Origin of the sequence: Paenibacillus cookii (genome assembly GCF_018333375.1) — a bacterium.
Classification (GTDB): domain Bacteria; phylum Bacillota; class Bacilli; order Paenibacillales; family Paenibacillaceae; genus Paenibacillus_AQ; species Paenibacillus_AQ cookii.
In genome coordinates this window covers 103,380-124,585 of sequence record NZ_BORW01000005.1, presented here as the reverse complement: position 1 = coordinate 124,585, position 21,206 = coordinate 103,380, and the positions used below count along the sequence as shown (strand labels likewise).

At 54.6% G+C, this 21,206-nt stretch carries 19 protein-coding genes; 2 read left to right on the top strand and 17 right to left on the bottom strand.

Annotation, left to right across the window (positions count from 1 at the left end; all coding sequences use genetic code 11):
• Positions 1 to 12: 12 nt before the first annotated feature.
• Both KI367_RS07395 and KI367_RS07390 read right to left on the bottom strand, forming a co-directional pair.
• Positions 13 to 1,455 (bottom strand): HAMP domain-containing sensor histidine kinase, encoded by a 1,443-nt coding sequence (locus KI367_RS07395; protein ID WP_212948721.1) that lies wholly within the window; start codon positions 1,453 to 1,455, stop codon positions 13 to 15.
• Positions 1,452 to 2,126, bottom strand: coding sequence for a response regulator transcription factor (locus tag KI367_RS07390; RefSeq protein WP_212948719.1), 675 nt, complete (start codon positions 2,124 to 2,126; stop codon positions 1,452 to 1,454). Before KI367_RS07390 ends, KI367_RS07395 begins: the two co-directional genes overlap by 4 nt.
• A gap of 252 nt (positions 2,127 to 2,378) precedes the next feature.
• Between KI367_RS07390 and KI367_RS07385 the strand changes: the two genes are divergently transcribed.
• Positions 2,379 to 4,121 carry an alpha-glycosidase gene (locus KI367_RS07385; RefSeq protein ID WP_212948717.1) on the top strand — a complete coding sequence of 581 codons (1,743 nt, stop codon included), beginning with the start codon at positions 2,379 to 2,381 and terminating at the stop codon, positions 4,119 to 4,121.
• A gap of 112 nt (positions 4,122 to 4,233) precedes the next feature.
• On the opposite strand, the gene KI367_RS07380 is transcribed toward KI367_RS07385, so the two are convergent.
• The 13 genes from KI367_RS07380 to KI367_RS07320 all read right to left on the bottom strand — a co-directional run bounded on the left by KI367_RS07380 (position 4,234) and on the right by KI367_RS07320 (position 17,117).
• Positions 4,234 to 5,385, bottom strand: a complete 1,152-nt coding sequence (locus tag KI367_RS07380) for an ABC transporter permease (RefSeq protein ID WP_036714219.1) — start codon at positions 5,383 to 5,385, stop codon at positions 4,234 to 4,236.
• 1 nt (position 5,386) lies between these two features.
• Complete coding sequence (locus tag KI367_RS07375; RefSeq protein ID WP_212948715.1) at positions 5,387 to 6,511, bottom strand: ABC transporter permease; 1,125 nt, start codon at positions 6,509 to 6,511, stop codon at positions 5,387 to 5,389.
• Between the two features lie 26 nt (positions 6,512 to 6,537).
• On the bottom strand, positions 6,538 to 7,473 hold the full coding sequence (locus KI367_RS07370) for an ABC transporter ATP-binding protein (protein WP_036714216.1): 936 nt from the start codon (positions 7,471 to 7,473) through the stop codon (positions 6,538 to 6,540).
• 154 nt (positions 7,474 to 7,627) lie between these two features.
• The gene (locus tag KI367_RS07365; RefSeq protein WP_036714215.1) at positions 7,628 to 8,734 is read right to left on the bottom strand and encodes a sensor histidine kinase; all 1,107 of its coding nucleotides are present in this window, start codon (positions 8,732 to 8,734) and stop codon (positions 7,628 to 7,630) included.
• Between the two features lie 20 nt (positions 8,735 to 8,754).
• Positions 8,755 to 9,468: a response regulator transcription factor gene (locus KI367_RS07360; protein WP_212948713.1), complete on the bottom strand. Its 714-nt coding sequence runs from the start codon at positions 9,466 to 9,468 to the stop codon at positions 8,755 to 8,757.
• Positions 9,469 to 9,584: 116 nt separating this feature from the next.
• A complete protein-coding gene (locus tag KI367_RS07355) occupies positions 9,585 to 10,412 on the bottom strand; it encodes an undecaprenyl-diphosphate phosphatase (RefSeq protein ID WP_197070047.1) in 828 nt (275 codons plus the stop codon).
• Positions 10,413 to 10,443: 31 nt separating this feature from the next.
• Positions 10,444 to 11,064: a DedA family protein gene (locus KI367_RS07350; protein WP_212948711.1), complete on the bottom strand. Its 621-nt coding sequence runs from the start codon at positions 11,062 to 11,064 to the stop codon at positions 10,444 to 10,446.
• Positions 11,065 to 11,147: 83 nt separating this feature from the next.
• Positions 11,148 to 13,097 carry an FtsX-like permease family protein gene (locus KI367_RS07345; RefSeq protein ID WP_212948709.1) on the bottom strand — a complete coding sequence of 650 codons (1,950 nt, stop codon included), beginning with the start codon at positions 13,095 to 13,097 and terminating at the stop codon, positions 11,148 to 11,150.
• Positions 13,072 to 13,839 (bottom strand): ABC transporter ATP-binding protein, encoded by a 768-nt coding sequence (locus KI367_RS07340; RefSeq protein ID WP_036714212.1) that lies wholly within the window; start codon positions 13,837 to 13,839, stop codon positions 13,072 to 13,074. The genes KI367_RS07345 and KI367_RS07340 overlap by 26 nt, the downstream gene beginning before the upstream one ends.
• A gap of 129 nt (positions 13,840 to 13,968) precedes the next feature.
• The gene (locus KI367_RS07335; protein ID WP_212948708.1) at positions 13,969 to 14,940 is read right to left on the bottom strand and encodes a sensor histidine kinase; all 972 of its coding nucleotides are present in this window, start codon (positions 14,938 to 14,940) and stop codon (positions 13,969 to 13,971) included.
• Entirely contained in the window at positions 14,937 to 15,638 is a 702-nt protein-coding gene (locus KI367_RS07330) for a response regulator transcription factor (protein ID WP_212948706.1), read from the bottom strand. The genes KI367_RS07335 and KI367_RS07330 overlap by 4 nt, the downstream gene beginning before the upstream one ends.
• A 153-nt stretch (positions 15,639 to 15,791) precedes the next feature.
• The gene (locus KI367_RS07325) at positions 15,792 to 16,415 is read right to left on the bottom strand and encodes a flavin reductase family protein (protein ID WP_212948704.1); all 624 of its coding nucleotides are present in this window, start codon (positions 16,413 to 16,415) and stop codon (positions 15,792 to 15,794) included.
• Positions 16,416 to 16,667: 252 nt separating this feature from the next.
• Positions 16,668 to 17,117: a hypothetical protein gene (locus tag KI367_RS07320; RefSeq protein WP_212948702.1), complete on the bottom strand. Its 450-nt coding sequence runs from the start codon at positions 17,115 to 17,117 to the stop codon at positions 16,668 to 16,670.
• A 198-nt stretch (positions 17,118 to 17,315) separates the two neighbouring features.
• Here KI367_RS07320 and KI367_RS07315 point away from each other — a divergent pair, with 198 nt between their 5' ends.
• Positions 17,316 to 18,695: a PD40 domain-containing protein gene (locus KI367_RS07315; protein WP_212948701.1), complete on the top strand. Its 1,380-nt coding sequence runs from the start codon at positions 17,316 to 17,318 to the stop codon at positions 18,693 to 18,695.
• Between the two features lie 346 nt (positions 18,696 to 19,041).
• Here KI367_RS07315 and KI367_RS07310 read toward each other — a convergent pair whose 3' ends face one another.
• Entirely contained in the window at positions 19,042 to 19,887 is an 846-nt protein-coding gene (locus tag KI367_RS07310) for a sugar ABC transporter permease (protein ID WP_212948699.1), read from the bottom strand.
• Positions 19,884 to 21,185: a carbohydrate ABC transporter permease gene (locus KI367_RS07305; protein WP_212948697.1), complete on the bottom strand. Its 1,302-nt coding sequence runs from the start codon at positions 21,183 to 21,185 to the stop codon at positions 19,884 to 19,886. Before KI367_RS07305 ends, KI367_RS07310 begins: the two co-directional genes overlap by 4 nt.
• Positions 21,186 to 21,206 lie beyond the last annotated feature (21 nt).

Genomic DNA, 21,206 nt, shown 5'->3' with positions numbered 1-21,206 from the left:
TGAACCGTCTTCCTACCTCAACTTCAAACCGGGCTCATCGCCTGCGGCCGGAGAGATCATGACACTCGTGCCGCCTTCGGCGCTGCGAATCTCCATGCCAAGCCCCATTTCCCTCGTCAGGAAGCCGACGATCGCGAGGCCAATGCCCGCCCCCTTGTCTCCCGAGGAGGCCTGCATCCCCTTGCCTTTATCCGCAATGACGATCGCCAGGCCGCCGGCGGCATCCGTCGCCGTCCGGATGCCGATATACTGCCCGCTCCGGGCATGCCTGACGACGTTCTGGAACAAGTTATCCAGAATTCTCCGGAACCACTGCGCGTCGAGCATCCAATAAACGGGACCCTCCGGCAGGTCGATATCCGCCTCGAAGCCTTCTTTTTCCCACAGCGGATACCAGGCCGCTGCGCTCTCCCGGACGATGCGGAGCACGTCGATGCGTTCCGGGTGAAGCGTGTATTTTCCGCTCGTCAGCAAATTGTAGGACAGCAGGTTGTCGATGAGGCCGGCAAGATCGCCCAGCTTGGTTTCCGTCAATTTCAACAGCTCCTGGCCGCGCTCGGAGAGCTGCTCCTTTTGCAGGGAATACACGTGGCTGCGGACGACCGTCAGCGGCGTCCTTAAATCATGCGACAGGTTCGCGATCAGCCGTTTGCGCAGCTCTTCCTCCTCGCGCTCCCGTTTCAGGCTCCTGTCGAGCCGGTCCACCATGCCGTTAAACGCCGCCTCCAGCTGCCCGATCTCATCGCTTTTCCGAACCGCGATCGGGTCAGGCAAACCGCTTCCGTCCTGGACCGTCATGGCGGATTGAAGGCGGAGCAGCCTGCGGCGCATGTTCATGAAAAACATCCAGGAAACGATGATAAAAAGCACGAACATCAGCAGGATGATGCCGAAAAATACCATCGATTCGCGGGCGGACAGGCCGCCATCCCTCGGCCCTATTGCCGCTTTGGATACCTGCATGACCATAAATCCCCGGTTCAGCTTTTCGTCGTCCCCGATAAATGCGATCACGGAAAACTGCTGCGTCGCTCCCCGGTAACGTTTCATGTAGGAAATCGCGTCCGCCGCATCCCAAGTTTCGGGCAAATGCAATCGGCCGCCGGCGGGCTGCCGCACATGCGAATCCGCGTCCACCCAGAACATGTCCACCTTCGCATATTCCTCGCTAAGCTCCCGCAGTCTGCGGTCGATTTCCTCCGGGGTGCTTCCCTTCAGCCGTTTGGCTTCGTTATGCCACATCTTTTCGAGGTGGATCGTCTGGTATCGCTCCTCCGGCTGTATCCCCGCATCCGGCAACGCATTCCCGATCGCCATGTTCTGCACGACCTGGTAACCGATCACCGACGCAGGGAACAAGACCGGAATGAACAGCAGAGCAATCAGGATGAGGAGCAGGTACCTGGAAAGCAAAGACCCGCGAAACCGGGGCTTCGGAAGCTTTGTTTTCCTCATGCCTTCACCCTGTAGCCGACGCCGCGGATCGTTTCAATGATCTCCGGGTTCGCCGGATCGCGCTCCAGCTTTTCCCGCAAATACCGGATGTGCACCATCAGCGTTTTGTCCCCGTCCAGGTACGGATCTCCCCAAACCCCCTCGTAAATTTGCTCTTTGGTCAAAATTTGCCCGAGATGGCGGAGCAGATACATGAAAATTTGGAACTGCTTGCCCGTCAACACGATCTCCTCGCCCGTATCCTTGTTCATGATCCGGTTTTCACGTTCGTACACGAGGAGATGCCCCAGCGCAAGCGCCTCCGACGAATACGAGCCGGAGCGGCGCAGCAGCACCTCGATCCGGGCGGCGAGCTCATCCGGGTGGAACGGCTTGGTCACATAATCGTCGGCGAACTGCAGCCCTTCGAGCTTGTCGTCGATGGAGGTTCTGGCCGACAGCATGAGGATCGGCAGATCCGGGTAGGCTTTCTTCAGCCGCTGTCCGACCGTAAAGCCGTCAAGCCCCGGCAGCATCACGTCAAGAATGACGAGACGGCAGCCTGCGGCATGATCGACGGCCCGCTCCCCGTTTTGCAGCCAGGTCACCTCATACCCCCTCCCCTTCAAATCATCGTTTACCCATGTTCCGATTTCCGCGTCGTCTTCGATATATAACAAATGAATGCCCATGATGATTGCCCATCCTTCCTTCACCCGGCCCCTGCAGAAACCCGGTTGTGTCGTCCATGAAACCATGGTATATTTTACGTATCATTCATTATCAATTTAAAGGCTATGCTACCCTGAAATCAAGGTACAACCTCGGACAACGCCATCCGTCCAGGTTGTACCTTTTTTGATGTGGCGGGATCGATTCCGTCCCCTTCGCCTCTATCGCCTTTATCTCCAAAAATCATATTTGAGCCTTAAGGAGGAATTTCCATGCTGCTTGAAGCTGTCTATCACCGTCCCAAACTGAACTGGTGTTACGCCTACGACGGGCGCACGATCCATCTGCGCATTCGTACCAAACGAAGCGACGTTACCGCCGTATCCGCGATGGCCGGGGACAAATACATCTGGGACCGGTCCAAGACCTACGTTCCGATGAACAAACTGGCGTCCGACGAGCTGTTCGATTATTGGGAATGCGAAATCGTTCCCGAATATCGCCGTTTGAAATACGGATTTTTGCTCGAAAAAGGCGCGGAGAAATATTGGATGACCGAATACGACTTCGTCAAGCAGGAGCCCGAAAATCCGGACCGCCTGTTCGAATATCCGTTCATCAATCCGGCCGACGTGTTCGAAACGCCGGACTGGGTGAAGGACGCGGTATTTTATCAAATTTTCCCCGAGCGGTTCGCGAACGGCGATCCGTCCAACGATCCGGAAGGCACGCTTCCTTGGGGCGGAACGCCTAAGCCGGACAACTTTTTCGGCGGGGATCTTCAAGGCGTCATCGACCATATCGACCATTTGTCCGAACTCGGCATCAACGCCATCTATTTTACGCCGATTTTCAAAGCGACGACCAACCATAAATACGACACCGAGGACTACATGCAGATCGATCCGCAGTTCGGGGATCTCGAAACGCTGAAAAAGCTCGTCGCCATCTGTCACGAGCGCGGCATCCGGGTCGTCCTCGACGCGGTGTTCAACCATTCCGGACGGACGTTTGCGCCTTTCGTGGACCTGCAAAAAAACGGGGAAAAATCGCGCTACAAAGACTGGTTCTACATCCGCAAATACCCGATCGCCGTCGAGGACGGCATTCCGACATACGATACGTTTGCCTTCGAGCCGCTGATGCCCAAGCTGAACACCGCCAATCCCGAGGTGAAGGAATATTTGCTGAAGGCCGCCGCCTATTGGATCCAAGAGGCCGACATCGACGGCTGGCGCCTGGATGTCGCAAACGAGGTCGATCACGAGTTTTGGCGCGAATTCCGCAAGGTCGTCAAAAGCATCAAACCCGACGCCTACATTCTCGGCGAAATTTGGCATGAGTCCTCCCCTTGGCTGATGGGCGACCAGTTCGACGCCGTCATGAATTATCCGTTCACGAATGCGGTGCTGGACTTCTTCGTCGACCGGACCCGGGACGCCCGGAGTTTCGCGAACGCCCTTGCCAGCCAGTATGTGCGCTACCCGCGCCAGGTGAACGAGGTCGCCTTCAATTTGCTGGACAGCCACGATACGGCCCGCTTGCTGACCAAATGCGGAGGCAACAAGGCGCAAATGAAGCTGGCCGTCCAGTTTCAATTCACTTATACCGGAGCCCCGTGCATTTATTACGGGGATGAGGTCGGCTTGACCGGAGGCCATGATCCGGGATGCCGCAAATGCATGGAGTGGGATACATCGAAGCAGGACCGCGAGCTGTTGTCCTTTTATCAAGAACTGATCGGTTTGCGCAAAAAGTACAGCGCGCTGCGCACCGGCTCGCTCCGGTTCCTGTCGGCGAAAGCGGGAAGCACGAACCTGGTTTATACCCGGGAGGACGAAAACGACAGCATCGTGATTTTCATGAATAATTCGGCCAAAGCGAAAACCATCAACGTGCCGGTGCCGGAGGAACGCTGGGAGGATATCCGCACGGGCGAAACGGTCTCCGCCCACGGCGGCGTGCTCAGCATGAAGCTCCCGGCTTACGGATGCGCGATGCTTCGGGCATTGTAACGCACACGAAAATAAGCATACTGCAAGCACCAAAGGGGATGCCCGCCAACGCGGGACATCCCCTTCACCATTTGGAATAACATATTCAACTGCTTTCGGAATGAACCGGCCTCTAAACGAAATTTCTCGTATCGTTGTTCCGTCCGAACTTATAGGTCGCAATCAGGAAAAACACCACCGCAAAGGCAAGCAAAATCGACAGATGAAACCCGATGGAGCCGAACGTTGCCCCTTCCTGAAGTTTTTCGATGGACTGCAGCACCCAGCTTTGCGGCAAAAAGTCGGACACCCGGCGAAGCGTTTCCGGCATGATGCTGAGCGGAAAGAAGCAGCCGGACAGCAGGCATGTCGGCACGATAATGAGGTTTTGCAGCGCGCCGGCCATGCCCGAGCTTTTCGAGAAGGCGATGATCACAAGCGACAGGCTGATCGATACCACCGCGAAAATGGCCAGAAGGGCGAACATTTCGAAGACGGAAATGCCGGGATCCATATGAAACACGACCTTCATGAAAAAGAGGGCGATCACGATCTGTGCAAGCATGACGACCGCATTCACCGCAATGTTGGCGAGCACGTACGTCTTCGCGTTGATCGGGGAGGACAAAATCCGGTAATAGGTCCGGTTCTCCCGGTGTTTTAGCATCAGCTCCGCCAGGCTGGCGGCCGAATTCAACATGAACAACAGCAGGAACCCGATCGATTGGTACGACATCTGTTTGGCCAGGGACGTATCGTTTACGGATTCGGACGTGAGCTTGAATGCCGAAGAACGGTACTGATCATAGATCTGCTGAAATGTTGTTCCGTCCCCGCCAGCGATTTTGCCCATCGCCGCGACGTTGTCGATATACCCGCGCAGCATCGATTTCATATATCCCGTAACCTGGGCGCCTTTGACCGATTCGATCGCGATATGATCGGGACTGCCGCTCAGCACGCTTTCCGAAAAGCCGGAATCGATGATCAAGCCGCTGTCGAGTTTGTTTGCGGCCAGCTGCTCTTTTAATTCGTTCCGGCTGACATGAACGATGCTGACATGATCCAGATTTTTAACGAATCCGACCGTGTCCTCCGCGATCCGTTGACCGCTGTCCTCGTTGACGACGCCTACCCTTAGCTCCGTTGTTCCGACCGAACCGTACAGCAAAAAGGTAGCCACGATGCCGGCGATCGGCAAACCGAAGTACAGGATGAGCGTGCTGCGTTTGCGAAACGTCATGAGCAGCGTTCGGGTCGCCAGAAACCATATATCTCTCCACATGTTACAGTCCCTCCCTGCGTCTCATTGCCAATATCGATACGCCCAAAAACAACGCGGCAAAACCGATGTTCAACATCAGAACCGGCCAGGCCGCCGAGACGTTATCGGCGTAAATCACCTGCGTTAACCCGTGGTTGGCCCAGCGGATCGGCGACAAGTTGACGAGAAAGCCCATGAGGCCGCCGCCTTCGTCGTCGAGAATCGGGAAATACGCGCCCCCGAAAAAGGACATCAGCTGAACGACCAGACTGATGACGCCCCGCGAAGCCGTTCCTTTCAACAAATAGCTGCCGGCCAGGCCCAGGCTCATCGCCATAACGACCTCCGACACTAAAACGGCGATAACGACTCCCATATGATGGCCCCAGTAGGCTTTAAACACGTATTTGCTGAACAGGATGATCACCATAACGCATAATAAGTTCGAGATGATCCCGCCCAACATCTTGCCCACGAATATCTCGCTTTTTCGGATCGGGGCAATGACAAGCCTTACGGCCGTTCCCCGCAAAACCTCGCCCTGAATGAGCGCTCCCGCGCCCATCGCCGCCCACATGCCGACCATGACGGTCATCGCCAGCGCGTAATAATCGACGGAACCGGGCGTCCGGTTGGCGTCGACCGACAATTCCCGGATATAGTCGCTTCCGCCGGTTGCAAGCACCATCTCCGTCTTGGCCGGTTCGATGCGGGCCACCGCCGCCGCCGCGTTGTATTTATCCGTAAAAGAAGCCAGCATGCCCTGCACGATGTTGCTTTCGATCGCGTCCCGGCTGCTGCCGTACAAGGAAATGCCTTGGTTCGTCAGCTCCACGTAACCCGAAACATGGTTGTTTTCGACCTCTTCTCTTCCGTTTGCGCCCGGTTTTAAAGGTTCGAATGTAACGCCCGTTTTGCCGACCTCTTTCGCGAACCCCGCAAAGGCTTCGGAAAGGGGGCCGCCCCCGGTCGCGTCTTTTACGGCCACCTTCACGTCCCCGACCGAAATTTCCGAGCTGAACGCGTTGGTCAGCGCCAAGCCGAGAATCAGCATCAGCACGATCGGAAAGCCGAGCATGAACAGGAGCGTGCGCCGATCCCGGAAATCGTGTTTCATCTCTTTGATTGCAATCGATAAAATGTTCACCCCGTCAATAACCTCCTTCGTGAATATTAATCCCGTAAATTACGACCCGTCAGCGTCAGGAATACCGTCTCCAGATTCGGCTCCTGTTCCTCGACCGAGCGGATTTCCTTGCCGGCGTCCATCAGCTGCTTCAATATCCGGTTCAAATTATCGACCGCCGCATCGCTGTGCACGCGGATCACGTTTTCCTCCTGCAGCACGGTCCGTACGCCCGGAACCGGCTTCAAAAGTTCCCCTTCCGTTCCTTGCACGGATTTCAGCTCGATCCGGATATCCTTCACGTCGGTTATGGTCGACTTGAGCTGTTCTTTCGTGCCTTCGGCAATGATTTTGCCGTGATCCACGATCGCGATGCGCGAGCAGATTTCCTCGACCTCTTCCATATAGTGGCTTGTGTAAATGATCGTGCAGCCCGATTCGTTCAGCTTGCGCACCGAGGTCAAAATATAGTTGCGCGACTGGGGATCGATCCCTACCGTCGGTTCGTCCATAATGATGAGCTTCGGTTTATGCGCGATCGCGCAGGCGATATTGAGGCGGCGCTTCATCCCGCCCGAAAAGTTTTTCGGAAAGCTTTTCGCCTTGTCGCTGAGACCGACGAACTCCAGCGCTTCTTCCGCGCGTTCCTTAAGCTTGTCGCCCCGCAGCCCGTATAGTCCTGCAAAAAAGCTGACATTTTCGTAGGCAGTCATGTCTTCGTAAATCGCCAGATCCTGCGGCACGATGCCCAGGTTCGTCTTGGCGAAGCGGCTTTGCTTCGCGATGTCCTTCTCCAAGATCCGAATTTCCCCGCTCGTTGGCCGCAGCAGCGACGAAATCATGTTGATCGTCGTGCTTTTGCCGGCGCCGTTGGCCCCGAGAAACCCGAAAATTTCGCCTTCCCGGATCGTCAGCGACATGTTGTCGACCGCGACGAAATCGCCGAATTTTTTCGTCAGGCCCCGAATATCCAAAATGTTCATTAGGCTTCACTCCGTTTCGTTGTTCTCTTCATGTCCTTATAGTAATAAAAAAGGACGCCCTTACGTCAGTGCATAAGTTCATCCTTTGTACATGAGAAATCTCATATATGATGTATGATGGCGGGCCCCCGCCGCGGCGGGCAGATGAGAATTCTCACCTGCCGGCATACGGGATCAGGGTGGTTATGTTGAAACCGTTCGTGCCGTCGGCTACGACCGTCCCGCCGACGGACGCGGTGCGCTCCTCCATCCCGATCAGGCCCAGGCCTTTGACGATTTTGGCCGCGCCTTTGCCGTTGTCGGCGACGACCGCTTTGATCAGCCGGTTCAGCACCCGGATTTCCACGTGAACGGCCGTGGCGCCGGAATATTTTGCGCAGTTGGTCAACGCTTCCGTCACGTTTTCGTAAATGATTTTCCACTGCAGCGGCGTGATGACCTCCATGTTGCCTTCATGAACGACCGAGGTCATGAGGCCGGTCCTTCCGCTGAAGGCTTCGACGGCCGTCTTCAGGCGGCTGAGTCCCAGCTGCTCCACCGGGGGTTTGTTGTTTTTGAGCGTAACCCGGATTTCTTCGATCGCTTCCTTCGAAATGCCGATGGCGTTTTGCAGCAGCGTTTCCGCGGTGGCCGGATCGCTGTTCAGCAGCCGTTTGGCCGCCTCCATCTGAATCAATGCGCCTGTCATCGCGTGGCCGATGCCGTCATGGATTTCCTGGGTGAGCCGGTTCCTCTCCTCGAGTTTGACCATATATTCGGAAGCCCGGGCGAAATCCTGGTTTTCGTTCAGGCTTTTGGCCATTTTTTGCAGATTCCCGCGCATGTTTTCCAGCTCGTCCTCCTGCTTGCCGACTCTCCCCATGTAATGGCGCACCATGCCATAGTTGAAAAAGCTAAGCGCGGCCGCGAACACATACAAAATCATCATCGTATCGCGGAGAACCATGAGCGGAGCCAAAATCGCAAGCAGCAAAAATCCGTTGGACCGGGGATAAAAGGAAGCGAACTCATTGAAGCTAAGCGGAAGCAGCAGCGCAAAATACGGGTGGTAGACCGCGCAGCCGATCAAAAACAGGATGATCGCCAAAAGAATCGCCTTTTTGGTGCGGGCTTGCTTGACGATATGCAAAATCAGGTTCAGCGCCAAGTAAGCCAGAAACAGGAACACCAGCCATACGTCCCTTGCGGCCGCCGTAAAGTAGGTTGCGGTCACGACAAACAGCAGCATGATCGTTTTATTGCCGACCGTCCATAGTTCCATGCTTATGTTGTCCTTTCGCTTTAACGGGTTTTGCCCGTCAGGTAATAGATCGCGATTTGCGTGCGGTGCGACAGCGCCGTTTTGTTCAAAATGGACGTAATGTAATTGGCCGTCGTCCCTTCCGATATAAAGAGCTCCTTGGAAATTTCCTTGTTGGACAACCCTTGGGCGATCAGCGACATCACTTCAAGCTCCCGTTCGGTAAACAAGCTGCGGTCGAAAGGACAGGCATCCCGTCCGTCTCCCGCCTCTTTCGGAGTTCCCTCCGCCTGCTTCCTGTCAGCTTCTGGCAGGCTTCCGGCTTTCGCCTCCTGCCCTCCCCCGACCTGGGACTTCAGCTTATCCAGCACCACGTCCTGCAGGACGCTGTGCCCGTTGTACACGCTTTTGATCGCGTCGCGGATCCGTTCCGGATCATTGTTTTTCAGCAAATATCCTTTCGCCCCGAAACGGATCGCATCCACTATGTATTCATCGTCGTCGAAGGTCGTCAGGATCAGCGGTTTGGCCGACGTTTCCCCGGTCAGCATTTTGGTGGCTTCCACCCCGTTCATGTTCGGCATCCGCACATCCAGCAAAGCCACGTCCACCTCATGGTTCCGGCAATATTCCACGGCCTCCCGCCCGTCCGCGACGGTAGCGACGACGTCAAAATCCCCAAACGTATTTAAAATGATTTTCATGCCTTCCCGAATAAAGGAATTATCGTCTGCAATCAGTACTTTGATTTTCATCCGCAGGCCTCCTCTGCCGACCTTATTGTACACGAAGCCCCGCCCGCTTTGGAAGGACTTAGAAAAAAAGCCCCCTCGTCAAAGGACTCGGGAGCTTGGCTTCATAACGTAACGGTTTATAACATAAGAAAGATGATTCCGGCAAGCACGATCCGGTATACCGCAAACGGCACGAGTTTGATCCGGTTGATGAGCTTCAGGAAAAACCGGATGGCGATAAGCGCGACGATAAAGGAGCTGATGAACCCGGCGGCAAAAAACGGCAGCATGTCGGCCGTGAAATATTCCCAGTTTTTGAGCAGCGATATTCCGCTTGCGCCGGCCATGATCGGCACGGCCATAATGAACGTGAAGTCGGCCGCCGCCCGGTGGCTCATCCCCAGCAGCACCCCGCCGGAAATCGTCGATCCGGATCGGGAAAATCCCGGCCATAAGGACAGGCACTGGATCAAACCGACCGAAAAGGCCTGGCCGTAAGTAATCTGGTCCACCGTTTCGGCCTTCGGGCGCTTCGGGCGCCACAGGTCGGCTGCGATCATCAGAAGCGCCCCGACGACCAGTCCGATCAGCACGGTCCGCGTCGAAAACAAATGCTCGTCGATGTAATCTTCAAACAGCACGCCCAAAATGCCCGCCGGGATCAGCCCGACAATGACCTGGGTCAGTTTGAGGCGGCCTTGCGCCTGCTCCCCGCTTCCCTCTGCCGGTTTTCTTCTCCGGAGACCCAGCAGATCCATGAACCGGCTCCAGAACAGCACCACGACGGCCAAAATCGATCCGAGCTGAATGACGACCTTAAAGGTGTTCGCCGCCGGCTGGGATAAAAACTGCTGCGTCTTCAGCCACATGTCGTCCACGATAATCATGTGCCCGGTGGAAGATACCGGCGCAAATTCCGTCAATCCTTCGACAATCCCGAGGATCACCGCTTTAATGTACTCCATCCACTCCAAAACTCTCCACAACTCCTTCAAGTTATTGCTGGGCCTTCATTTTTCTCGCCCGGCGCAGATAAAGATATAGGACCGCTAGAGCAACCAGCCCGATTACAGCATAGGTGAAATGGGAGTACATGTCCATATAGTGCACGATACTTTCCCATGATTCGCCCAGAGCCGCGCCCAGGTACACGAGGACCGTGTTCCATATCAACGTCCCGATCGTCGTAAACAGCAGGAACAAACCGAATTTCATCCGGGCCATGCCGGCCGGAATCGAAATGAGGCTCCGCACGAGCGGAATCATCCGGCAGAAAAAAACGGTCCAATATCCGTATTTGGCAAACCACCGGTCCGCCCGGTGGATGTCTTCTTTCTTGACGCGCAGAACATGCCCCCACCGCTCGACGATCCGCTCCAGCCGCCGGACCTCAAGCAGCAAGCCGATCAAATAAAGCACGACCGCCCCAGCCACCGATCCGATCGTCGAAGCGAGGATCACCCCGGGCACCGTTAATTGGGTTTTGGTGGTCATGAATCCCCCGAAGGTTAGAATCACCTCCGACGGAATCGGCGGAAACAAATTTTCGAGCGCAATGACCAGCGCAATGCCGGCGTATCCGAATTGTTCCATGATATCCGTGATCCAGTTTTGCATGCAGAACCTCCGTTCTTATGATCAGAAGGCCGATATGATTTTCGTTAAAACGCGGTCGCCCCGTTCGATTTCTCCAAGCCCCGTTACAGCAGCTTTTTCCTGACGTTCCGCAAGTAGTGGAAGCGAATGAAGAAAAAATACATCACCTGGGCCGCAAAAAAGCAAAGCAGGACGAACCCCATCTCCAAAGCGATCGATAAATAAAAGAGGCTTTGAAGCGCGATAAAGGCAAAGCTGCTGTGAATGACCGCCAGGACGATCGGGACGAAAAACAAAAGCGCCAGCTGCCGCGTCACGATGCGGCTGAGCTCCTTGTCCGTCAGCCCCAGCTTGGCCATGGCGGCGTATTGCCGCCGGTCGTAATCCAGATCCGCGTAAAGGCGGAAATACAGAAAGGAACCCGCGGCGATGAAAAATACCGTGCCGATCAGCAGGGCGGCAAAAAGCATCGCGCGGTACGCCCCCATCTGCAGCACGTACAGCGTGCCGCTGACGGCGATCGTAAAGCCGCGATTTTCGCTAAACCTCACTTCGCCCGAATCGGCCAGGGTGTTCGCCACTCCGAGCGTTTTCCGGAAGTCGTCCACGTAAAACGCGGTATAACGGTCGGTTCCCGCCCGGGACTCCAAGCGGCCGAACAATTCGTCGCTGACCACGAGGCCGCTGGTATAACCGTCCATCTGCCGCAGATCCGTCCGGAGCAAATGCTCGGGCACGGCGACATGCCGGGTATAGCCGATTTCCTTGAGATGCAGCCGCCCGCCCGTTACGGCATGGACCGCCAGCGGTCTCGCATTCATGAACGCCCGATCCCGTTCGGAGCTGACGAGTGCGAGCGCATCGGAACCGGTTAAGGGCTGTTCGCCGTGCGAAAGACCTGCCATCCGGATCGCCCGTTCGTAACTGGATAACGAAATGACGGACAGCACCTCGGGATCGGAGCCGGAGCCTTCCGGAGCGACCAGAATATTTTTGACCGGGAATTGGAGGATGCGCGGGTGCAGTCCTTTTGCCAGCAGCTCCCTTTGTATGGATTGCAGATGTTCCCCTTCCGCCGGATTGCCGTCCTTCGCCAAATAACTGACCGCAGCCGGATAATCGTTATGGAACTGTTCCGACAGCGTATTAATGGATGCGGATACCCCGACGGCGCAGAACGAGACGGTCGAAACGATCGTCACCATAAACAGCATCCGGGCATGGTCCTTTAACCGGTAGGACAGATTGGACAACGTGACGATGTTCGTTTTTTTCCAAAACAGGCCCCGCTTTTTCTGAAGCCGCTCGACAAGCCATACCCCTGCGTGGTTATACAGCAGATACGTGCCCGCGACGGTCATGGCGGTGACGGGCAGCATGCGGACGTACAGATCGGAAACGCTCGTCGTGGCCGCAAACCCGTAGGCTGCGACGATGAGCACGACGGCTGTCGCCGATAGCCAGGCGGACCCTTTGGGAGCAAGTTTGGTGCGGCGCCCGGCTTGAAAAAGCTCGATTAAGGAAAGATTCCGCAACAAACCCGACGTGCACATCGAAATGATCAGAAAAAGCACCGCAAACGCGCCGGTCGTAAGCGCAAGCGCCTCCCACGTCAAACGGAACGGAATCGAGGGAACGCCGAACACCAGGGAGCCGATCATCAGAAACAGCTTCCCGGTGACGAGCCCCGAGGCGATGCCCGCGACGACGGCCCCGGTGCCGATCAGCATGTTTTCCAGAAAAATCATCCGGTGCAGCTGCCTTTTCGTCATGCCGTGCATCAGCCAAATCCCGATTTCATGCTTGCGCGAGGCCAAAAACGAACCTACGGAATACAGAACAAAAAAGAACAAAAAAAGATACATGACGCATACCGCCGTAATCATCGTCTGCATGACGATCGGATACATGATGGACTCGCGGATCCCGGGATTGAAAATAAACAGCGTGCAGACGAAAAAGATCATGACGGAAAAAGCGCTGCTCAGAAAATAGGCCGCGTACGTGCGCTTGTTGCGGGAGACGTTCCTATAAGCGAATTGTAGAAAGGACACGGCGATCCCCTCCTAAGAGCGACAGCATGTCGATGATTCGCTGAAAAAATCCCTGGCGGTTGTCCCCCCGGTAAATCTCGTTGTAAAACCGGCCGTCTTTGATGAAAATGACGCGCTTGCAGAAGCTTGCCGCCACCGGGTCATGCGTCACCATCAAGATGGTCGCCCCTTCCTCGTTCAAAGTCCGCAGCGTCCTCATCACGTCGTCCGATGCTTTGGAGTCGAGGTTGCCCGTCGGCTCGTCGGCAAGGATCAGCGACGGCTTATGGATGATGGCCCGCGCAATGGCGGTCCGCTGCATCTGTCCGCCCGATAATTCGTAAATCCGCCGGTCCAAGATGTCCGAAATGCCTAATTTTAAGGCGATATCGTTTAATTTTTGCTCCATCTCCCCCACCGGCACGCCGTCAAGCGACAACGGCAGCACGATGTTTTCGGCCACGGTCATGGCGTCAAGAAGGTTGAATTGCTGAAACACGAATCCGAGCTCGCGGCGGCGGAATAGCGCCGTCTCCGTCCGGCCGAGCTGGTGCGGATTGACGCCGTTGATCCGTATTTCGCCGGAGGTCGGTTCGTCGATGGTCGCAATGACGTTTAAGAGCGTCGTTTTCCCGCTTCCCGACGGCCCCATGATCCCGACGAATTCTTCCGCGCGAAGGGAGAACCGAACGTTGTCCAGCGCCTGCCGCGGCACCTGTCCTTCGTAAATTTTCGATAAGTATTTTACGTCCAAAATCGTCAACGCTGCCGGCTCCTTGCTTCATAAGATCGATCTCATGGTTTTATTATAGGGAAGATGCCTCTCCCGCTGCCATGCCGTAAGCTTACACAAGCTTACACTTTTGTAAGCTTCGCTGCGCGGCTCAAGGTTTCAAAAAATCAACCGGACCGTCGTCCCCTTCCCCGCCTCGGATTCCACTTGAATGTCATGCCCCAGCTTCCCGCAAATCTGCTTCGCCAAATAAAGCCCCATGCCCGTCGATTCCTGGAACTCTCTGCCGTTCTCCCCGGTGAAATACGGCTCGAATACGCGGGGCAAATCCCCTTGGGGAATGCCGACCCCTTCGTCCTGCACCTCGAGCACCGTTTGTTCGCCGCGGCGATAGCCGTAAAACACGATCTTGCGATTTTCGCCCCGCGTATAACGGACCGCGTTGGTGATCAGCTGCGTCAGCACGAAGGCAAGCCATTTCTCATCCGAAGCAATGAGCAGGGGCTCGTCCATCCGGATCAGCGGAAACACATGGCTGCGGATAAACAGCCTTTTCTGGGACGAGGTCACCTCGCGCACGACCCGGCGCAAATCAAGCGTCTCGACATGGAAATCCCGTTCGAACGTGTCCAGGCGCGCGGTGTACAGCACGATGTCGAGTCCCTTGCGGATCCGGTCCAGCTCGTCGCCGATGGCGGCGAATTCGGCCTCGTCCCTGTTCCGGATCATCAAATGGATGACGGACAACGGCGTTTTCATCTGATGGACCCACTGATGAATGAATTCCAAATGGGATTCGATTTTATGTTTGTAATGCTGCAAATCGGTCTGATAGCGCCGGTACTGGCGTTTGAACAAACGCTGCAGGCTTTGGGCGAGCGGCGTCTGATGTTTGTCTTTCAGCAGCTCCTCGGTGGAAGAAACCTCCGCGGCCAGCCGGACGTAAAAAGTACGGTTTCTTATATAGCGGATCACGAGGTAAACGGACAACAAACATACGCTGAGCAGACCGGCGTATAGACTGATGCCTACATCGCGGCTGCCGTCGAGCCAGTACACGAGGGTGACGAGGAATAATTGCAGCAGATAGACGGCGACTAGAGGGGCCTGGTCCCGGATGAACAGCCTCATGTTTCATCCCCCCAATTCGGCAGGAGACGGTATCCCTGCCCGCGGATCGTTTGGAGGGCGTCATGAATGCCGACCGCCGCCAGCTTTTTGCGGACGCGGGCCACATAAACGTTCAGCGTGTTGTCGTCGACGAACCATTGGTCGTCCCAAATTTTGTCGAGCAGCCGGTCCCGGCTGACGACTTGCCCGGACCTTGCGATCAGTTCGTCCAAAATTTTGGCTTCGGTCGGGCTCAGATCGGTTTTGTCCCCGTTAAAGGAGAGCGCCAGCCTTTCCATATCGAGGGTTAGCCCCGAGACGCCCACCGTCCGCTGCTGCTGCGATGCCGCGTAAGACCCGTAGGCCCGGCGGAGCTGGCTGTTGATTTTGGCCAGGGCGATTTCGAAATCGAACGGTTTGGTCAAATAATCGTCGGCCCCGTTCTCCAACGCCATCACCTGATCCATTTTGCTGTCGCGGGCGGAGATGAAAATAATCGGGCAGGTCGAGCCGTTCCGGATTTGCCGGCACCAATAAAATCCGTCGAACATCGGCAAATTGACGTCAAGCAGCACGAGATGAGGCTGGAACCGTTCGAATTCGGCGATCACCGCCCCAAAATCGGACGCGCATTTCGTATCGTAGCCGAATTTGTGCAAATGCTCCTTCAGCAAGCCGACAAGTCCCTTGTCATCTTCGACGATAAATATTTTGAACATTCGGGCGCTCTCCTTCGCAAGAGGTATATTTGCCTAGTATTGTACCATGCCGGGCCGCCCCTGAAATCATCCATGAAAAAGGAGCAGCTGCCGAGAGACAACTGCTCCTTTTTCACTTGCTTATCCTTTTGGGGTCGATGCTTACGGGACAGTTCAACCGCGGGAAACCGGACCGAATACCGGCGCCAACCTGGAGGGATGCAATTGGCCGCTTAATCCGAAATATTCGCAAAAGTTCATGATGAGCGGATTCCATTTTAGCGGATCGACGTAGTTTTTCTCCCCTGCCATTAGAAGGTTTTCATCGACATGCACTCTAGTGACGGTAACCTCGATCGCTGTCAGGCTGCTCGGTTGGCCAAAATCATGCGCTTTAACGAGAGATGCCTCTAACTGAACCGGGCATTCCGCAACGCGGGGCGCTTTAACCAAATCCGAAGGTTCCGGGGTGAGTCCGGCCGTTCCGAACTTATCGGGTTCGTAGCGGTATCCCAACTGCATTTTGGTATCGGGCACAGGGTTCACGCCGGTAAGTAAAGCCAGTTTGTCGACGGCGCCGACAAGGTCCGGCGAAGGGAGATTCAATACGCACTCTTTTTCGCGGATAAGGTTCTGGACGGTCTTGGATTTACGGCTCATCCCGAGCATGCAAGACTGGTTTAACCACCACGCCGAAGACATGGGGGCTACATTGGCCGAACCGTCCTCGTTTAAGGTGCTGATCAGGACGACAGGGGTCCCGAAATAAAGAATTTTGGGCTCTATCACTTTGTGCATTTCAAGCATGCTCCTCCCTTGAAGTTATGGCTTCCGTTCATCATGCGTTGCCAGTCATCCGTTGTGTCACTAGGAGTATATCACGCGCATTCATGCACAATCGGGTTTTAAGAATATAACAGCAAGATAGAGATATGCCCATGGAAAAACAGCCCCTCTCAACGCGCGAGACGGGCTTGGCTTTCGGTCCTTCCACGTATATGCATACATGATTTTCTCGGTAAGTTCGCCTGAATGTTAAAACGTGCTAAGTCATGTTTCATGATTCCAATAGTTCTTAATCGGATCGAGAGCGGATGCGTTTTTGACCTTGTATAGATGATGAGTTTCGTTTTCCGAATCCAATATCTGCACGTTGTTGTTATCATCCCAAAAAACGCTGAATGTCGGCTTTCCCTGGACTAATATGAGCATCGAATACGTATCTTTGGCAGCATCTTGATGGCGGTTCGCTTTTTCAAGCTCTACTGAAGACATGGCATCCAACATGCGGTGTATGTCCTCTTTGTTTCTAAGAGCGAACGTTTTTTCATCCGACGACTTTATCAGCTTCACGGCGGAGACTTCCCGATCCCCGATCTTCTCGATGATTTCTTTTTTAAATGTTGTGTTCGGGTCTGATTGAAAAAGCGGCGGAATAGCGAAGACAACGACTAGGACAATCACAAGCCCGCAAACGACAAGCAATGGACGTTTTTTCAAAAAAACACGCTCCCATTATTTATTGAAAGAACTCCGCTCCCCCTAATATCACCCTTATCTTCTTCTTTTTCAACCCCTCTAAAGTTCAAGATGAAAGATGCGCCAGTTTTCAAAAGGATACCTTAAGTGCCGTCCGGGACTGTCGCCTAATTCCCCTCCACTGAATAATATCTGAGGTAAAGGATGATTCAAGAGAGGATGTTGGCCGTGCAAGCTGTTCCCCATAGTGCAGATAAAGGATGGATTGCCTACACGTCGAACCGGAGCGGAACGTTCGAGATCTGGTTGTTCCGACCGCAGGACGGTCTTCATGTTCAAATGACCCGGGGACTTGGCGCGGAATTTTCCGTTCCCTATTGGTCTCCCGACGGCAGAAAAATCGCCTTCATCGGCGCGGGCAATGTGGTTTACGTACTGGATACCGTTACGCTCGCCGTCGCCAGGATCGACCAAATCGAACTCTATACGCTGTTGGACTGGTCTCCGGACCGCCGATTTCTTGCGTATGTCAATAACGCGCGAATCGTCGTCTACGATACGTTCTCACATCGCAGCTATGCCATCATGGAGCCGGGTGCCAGCGATGTCCAGTGGTTCCCTTCAGGTACCGAGCTTCTGTTTGCGGCCCCGGATTCCTCCGGCAATACCCAGCTTTTCCGGATTCGGGCGAATGGCACCGGCCGAAGACAAATCACGCAAAATACGGATGGCCCCCTTCATGACGTCCGGATTTCCCCGGACGGAAGCTTCGCGCTTTATACGTTTCCCGGCGCAAGCATCTCCATCATTTCGACGGTGGATTTGACCACCGGTACCGTCTATAAGCTCGAAGGCGGACCGCTTGCCAAAAACTACTATCCGGCATGGTCCCCTGACTCCCGGAGCATCGCCTACAGCGCTACGGCCTATCAGGAACCGAATTATTATTCTCTCATCCAAATCGACAGCCGTATCGGTCGAAATCAAAGGACGTTGGCGGTTTCCGACTGTTTCGCCACTCCCGTCGGCTGGTCGCCGGACGGTGAAAAAATCGCGTACTTATCGGGATGCGCAGGCGCGGAAAGCGCGAGCCGGCTCTGGATCATCGATATTGGAGAGCAGAAACCGGTGAATGTTCTCAACGGCGGCCGGATTACTGCCCTGCAGTGGTCTCCTCGCGTCAGAAGGCTTCCGGCAAACATCTTCACATGCTTGGTGTACCAGGTATCTTTTCCGTATCCCGCAAACTGGCGCCGGGTCAGCGATGAGAAGTACGAAGGGTTTGACGGTTTTTTTCAGGTATCCGCCATTTCAGCGGGCGACCGGATCGCAGATGTATGCCGCTCCGAAGCTTTTCATCCATTGATGCCCTACGGTTCATCTCCCCGGATTGTCAATGCGACGATACAACATCAAGAGGCGTGCTTCATTTCCCCCTCGGCCGACCAGCCTGCGGAGATGAACAAACAGGCGGCACTTATCGTGCGATATCCCCGTCCCGTTCACATAGGGGAAACGTCGTACAATTATTTTATTCTGTGGGCGGACGTTAATCACATCCGTCAAATTGGCCGGCGGTTGACGTTCCTTTTAACGTAAGGGGCATATAGTCGACTCGGCTTGCAGGTCTATACCATAAAAAAGGGCACTCCATTAGGGAGTGCCCTCAGAGTGTCGAGAAAGTCCAATGGACTTTTCGACACTCTATTTTTTATATGGGGAATCATATCTTTTAAAATAAAAATCGATTTAAAGCGCTCTGAGAACCCTACTTCAGTGACCGACGAGGCAATTTTAAACCCCCTGCAAAAAAACAGGGGGTTTCTCGACAGCCTGGGGCACTCCATTAGGGAGTGCCCTTCAAATCCGAACATACTTGCATACCGTTATACTTTTAAAATATGCGCCTGTAGCTGACCTGAACCGCCTCGAGCACTGAACAGCGTTACCCCTTGCTTGCGCCCGACGTCAATCCGTCGACAAGCAATCGCTGCAAGAAAATAAACAAAATAGTGATCGGCACGGCGATCAGGACCGCTCCGGCGGCAAACGCCGTAAAGTTCGTGTTTTGGTTCGAAGCGACCATGTCGTACAGGCCGACCGCCAGCGTCCAGTTTTCCTTCGTCCGCAGAACGAGCCGCGCAAAAATGTAATCCACCCAAGGGCCGACGAACTGCGTTAGCGCCATATAGGTAATCATCGGCCGCGATAAAGGCAGGATGATGCGCGTAAAAATAACCCAGTTGCTCGCCCCGTCGATTTTTGCGGCTTCATCCAGCGTGCGCGGGATGGTGTCGAGAAAACCTTTGGCAATAAACGTCCCGCCGAGAGGCGCTCCGGCGGCGTACACGATAATTAGGGCCAGGTGCGTATCCAGCAGATGCCACTCTTTTAACAGCAGATAAATGGCGATCATGCTCATGAAACCCGGGAACATCCCCAAAATGAGCAACGTCGACAAAGCCGTCTTCCGGCCGCGGAACCGGAACCGGGATACGGCGTAACTGGTCAGCAGCGTTAAAAATACGCCGATGATCATCGAAAACGTGGCGATTTTCAGCGTGTTCAAATACCACTGGCCGAACATGAAGCTTTTGGAAGTAAACAGCTCGCGGTAATGCTCCAGCGTAAAGGTTTCCGGGATCAGCGTCTTGCTGTACAGCGATTTGCCCGGCCGGAACGAGCCCAAAACGACCCAGAGGGCAGGATAGATCGCGCACACGGACAAAATGACCAGCACGAGATAACTTAGCCCCAGCCGGAAACCTCTTCTCACTTTGCGTCCACTCATTGGATCATATCCTCCTCTTTGAATGACTTGGTTCGCCGGTAATTGTAAATGGAGAACGAGGCGACAATCAGGAAGATGATGATGCCGACGGCAGACGCCATGTTGTATTTATTCTGATCCAGCGTCAGTTTGTACAGCCAGGTCACGAGCAAATCCGTGGCGCCGGCATATTGATAATCCCCGACCACCGGGTTGCCGTTCGTCAGCAGATAAATGGCGTTAAAGTTGTTGATGTTGCCCGCAAACTGCATGATCAGCGTCGGCGCCGTCGAGAACAGGATCATCGGCAGCGTGATGATTTTGAATTTTTGGTATCCGCTGGCTCCGTCGATTTCCGCCGCTTCGTACATATCCTTCGGAATGGTGGTCAAAATCCCCATAATGAGAATCATCGATACCGGGATGCCGACCCACATATTGACGACGATGACCGTAACCTTCGCCCAAAACGGATCCGTCAGCCACGGCAGCCCGCCGAGGCCGAAATAACCGAGATATTGATTGATCGGGCCAAACTGGCCGTTAAACATGTTCCGCATCACGAGCAGCGAGATGAGCTGCGGAATCGCATAAGGAATAACCAGGATCGTCCGCCATAGTCCCTTGAATTTGATGCCCTGCTGATTAATGAGAAGAGCTACCAGCAGGCCGCCCAAATACGTCGTGACCGTCGACAGAACCGCCCAGATAATCGTCCAAGTCAGAACGCCGAAAAAGGTATGGCTCCACGTTTTGAGCGTCAAAAGATCCCTAAACGTTTGAAACCCGACCCAATCGACGAGTTTGGCCGGCGGGATGTGATTCGGCGCCGAATAGTTCGTGAACGCAAGCATGATCATGAACAGGATCGGCATAATCGTGAAAAACAGTACCCCAATGACCGGCAAGGTCAGAAAAGATTGCGCAAACTTGTAATCCAGCACGTAACGAACCGATTGTCTAAACGTGTTGGGGGTTTTCCCCTCTTCCCGGCGACACGCCGTTTTATAGGCATCCCGGATATTCATGACGTAAACGATAACAAACAAAGCAAAAAACAATAACGTAATCAAGCTTTGAACCATAATAAAAATCGAATGGTCCCCATCGATCCACTTGCCTTTTACCAACATCCGGGGCGCATCGCCTAGCGTAACGATTCCCCATAAAGCCCTGCCCAAATTCCCGCCGAAATAAAAAATCCCCCATGCCTCGATCAGCAGGAACATGACGCCTTTGATGAATTGGCGGTTATATATTTGTCCAAGCCCCATGCTTATGATCGACAGTATCGTTGCCTTGCTGCGGTGCCTTTCCATCAGCCCTCTCCTCTCACGGGT

What these genes read in the sequence shown, in the direction of transcription:
- KI367_RS07395 (WP_212948721.1), bottom strand. Translation starts at nt 1,455, where the DNA reads ATGAGGAAAACAAAGCTTCCGAAGCCCCGGTTTCGCGGGTCTTTGCTT.
- KI367_RS07390 (WP_212948719.1), bottom strand. Translation starts at nt 2,126, where the DNA reads ATGGGCATTCATTTGTTATATATCGAAGACGACGCGGAAATCGGAACA.
- KI367_RS07385 (WP_212948717.1), top strand. Translation starts at nt 2,379, where the DNA reads ATGCTGCTTGAAGCTGTCTATCACCGTCCCAAACTGAACTGGTGTTAC.
- KI367_RS07380 (WP_036714219.1), bottom strand. Translation starts at nt 5,385, where the DNA reads ATGTGGAGAGATATATGGTTTCTGGCGACCCGAACGCTGCTCATGACG.
- KI367_RS07370 (WP_036714216.1), bottom strand. Translation starts at nt 7,473, where the DNA reads ATGAACATTTTGGATATTCGGGGCCTGACGAAAAAATTCGGCGATTTC.
- KI367_RS07365 (WP_036714215.1), bottom strand. Translation starts at nt 8,734, where the DNA reads ATGGAACTATGGACGGTCGGCAATAAAACGATCATGCTGCTGTTTGTC.
- KI367_RS07360 (WP_212948713.1), bottom strand. Translation starts at nt 9,468, where the DNA reads ATGAAAATCAAAGTACTGATTGCAGACGATAATTCCTTTATTCGGGAA.
- KI367_RS07355 (WP_197070047.1), bottom strand. Translation starts at nt 10,412, where the DNA reads ATGGAGTACATTAAAGCGGTGATCCTCGGGATTGTCGAAGGATTGACG.
- KI367_RS07350 (WP_212948711.1), bottom strand. Translation starts at nt 11,064, where the DNA reads ATGCAAAACTGGATCACGGATATCATGGAACAATTCGGATACGCCGGC.
- KI367_RS07335 (WP_212948708.1), bottom strand. Translation starts at nt 14,940, where the DNA reads ATGAGGCTGTTCATCCGGGACCAGGCCCCTCTAGTCGCCGTCTATCTG.
- KI367_RS07330 (WP_212948706.1), bottom strand. Translation starts at nt 15,638, where the DNA reads ATGTTCAAAATATTTATCGTCGAAGATGACAAGGGACTTGTCGGCTTG.
- KI367_RS07325 (WP_212948704.1), bottom strand. Translation starts at nt 16,415, where the DNA reads ATGCACAAAGTGATAGAGCCCAAAATTCTTTATTTCGGGACCCCTGTC.
- KI367_RS07315 (WP_212948701.1), top strand. Translation starts at nt 17,316, where the DNA reads ATGTTGGCCGTGCAAGCTGTTCCCCATAGTGCAGATAAAGGATGGATT.
- KI367_RS07310 (WP_212948699.1), bottom strand. Translation starts at nt 19,887, where the DNA reads ATGAGTGGACGCAAAGTGAGAAGAGGTTTCCGGCTGGGGCTAAGTTAT.
- KI367_RS07305 (WP_212948697.1), bottom strand. Translation starts at nt 21,185, where the DNA reads ATGGAAAGGCACCGCAGCAAGGCAACGATACTGTCGATCATAAGCATG.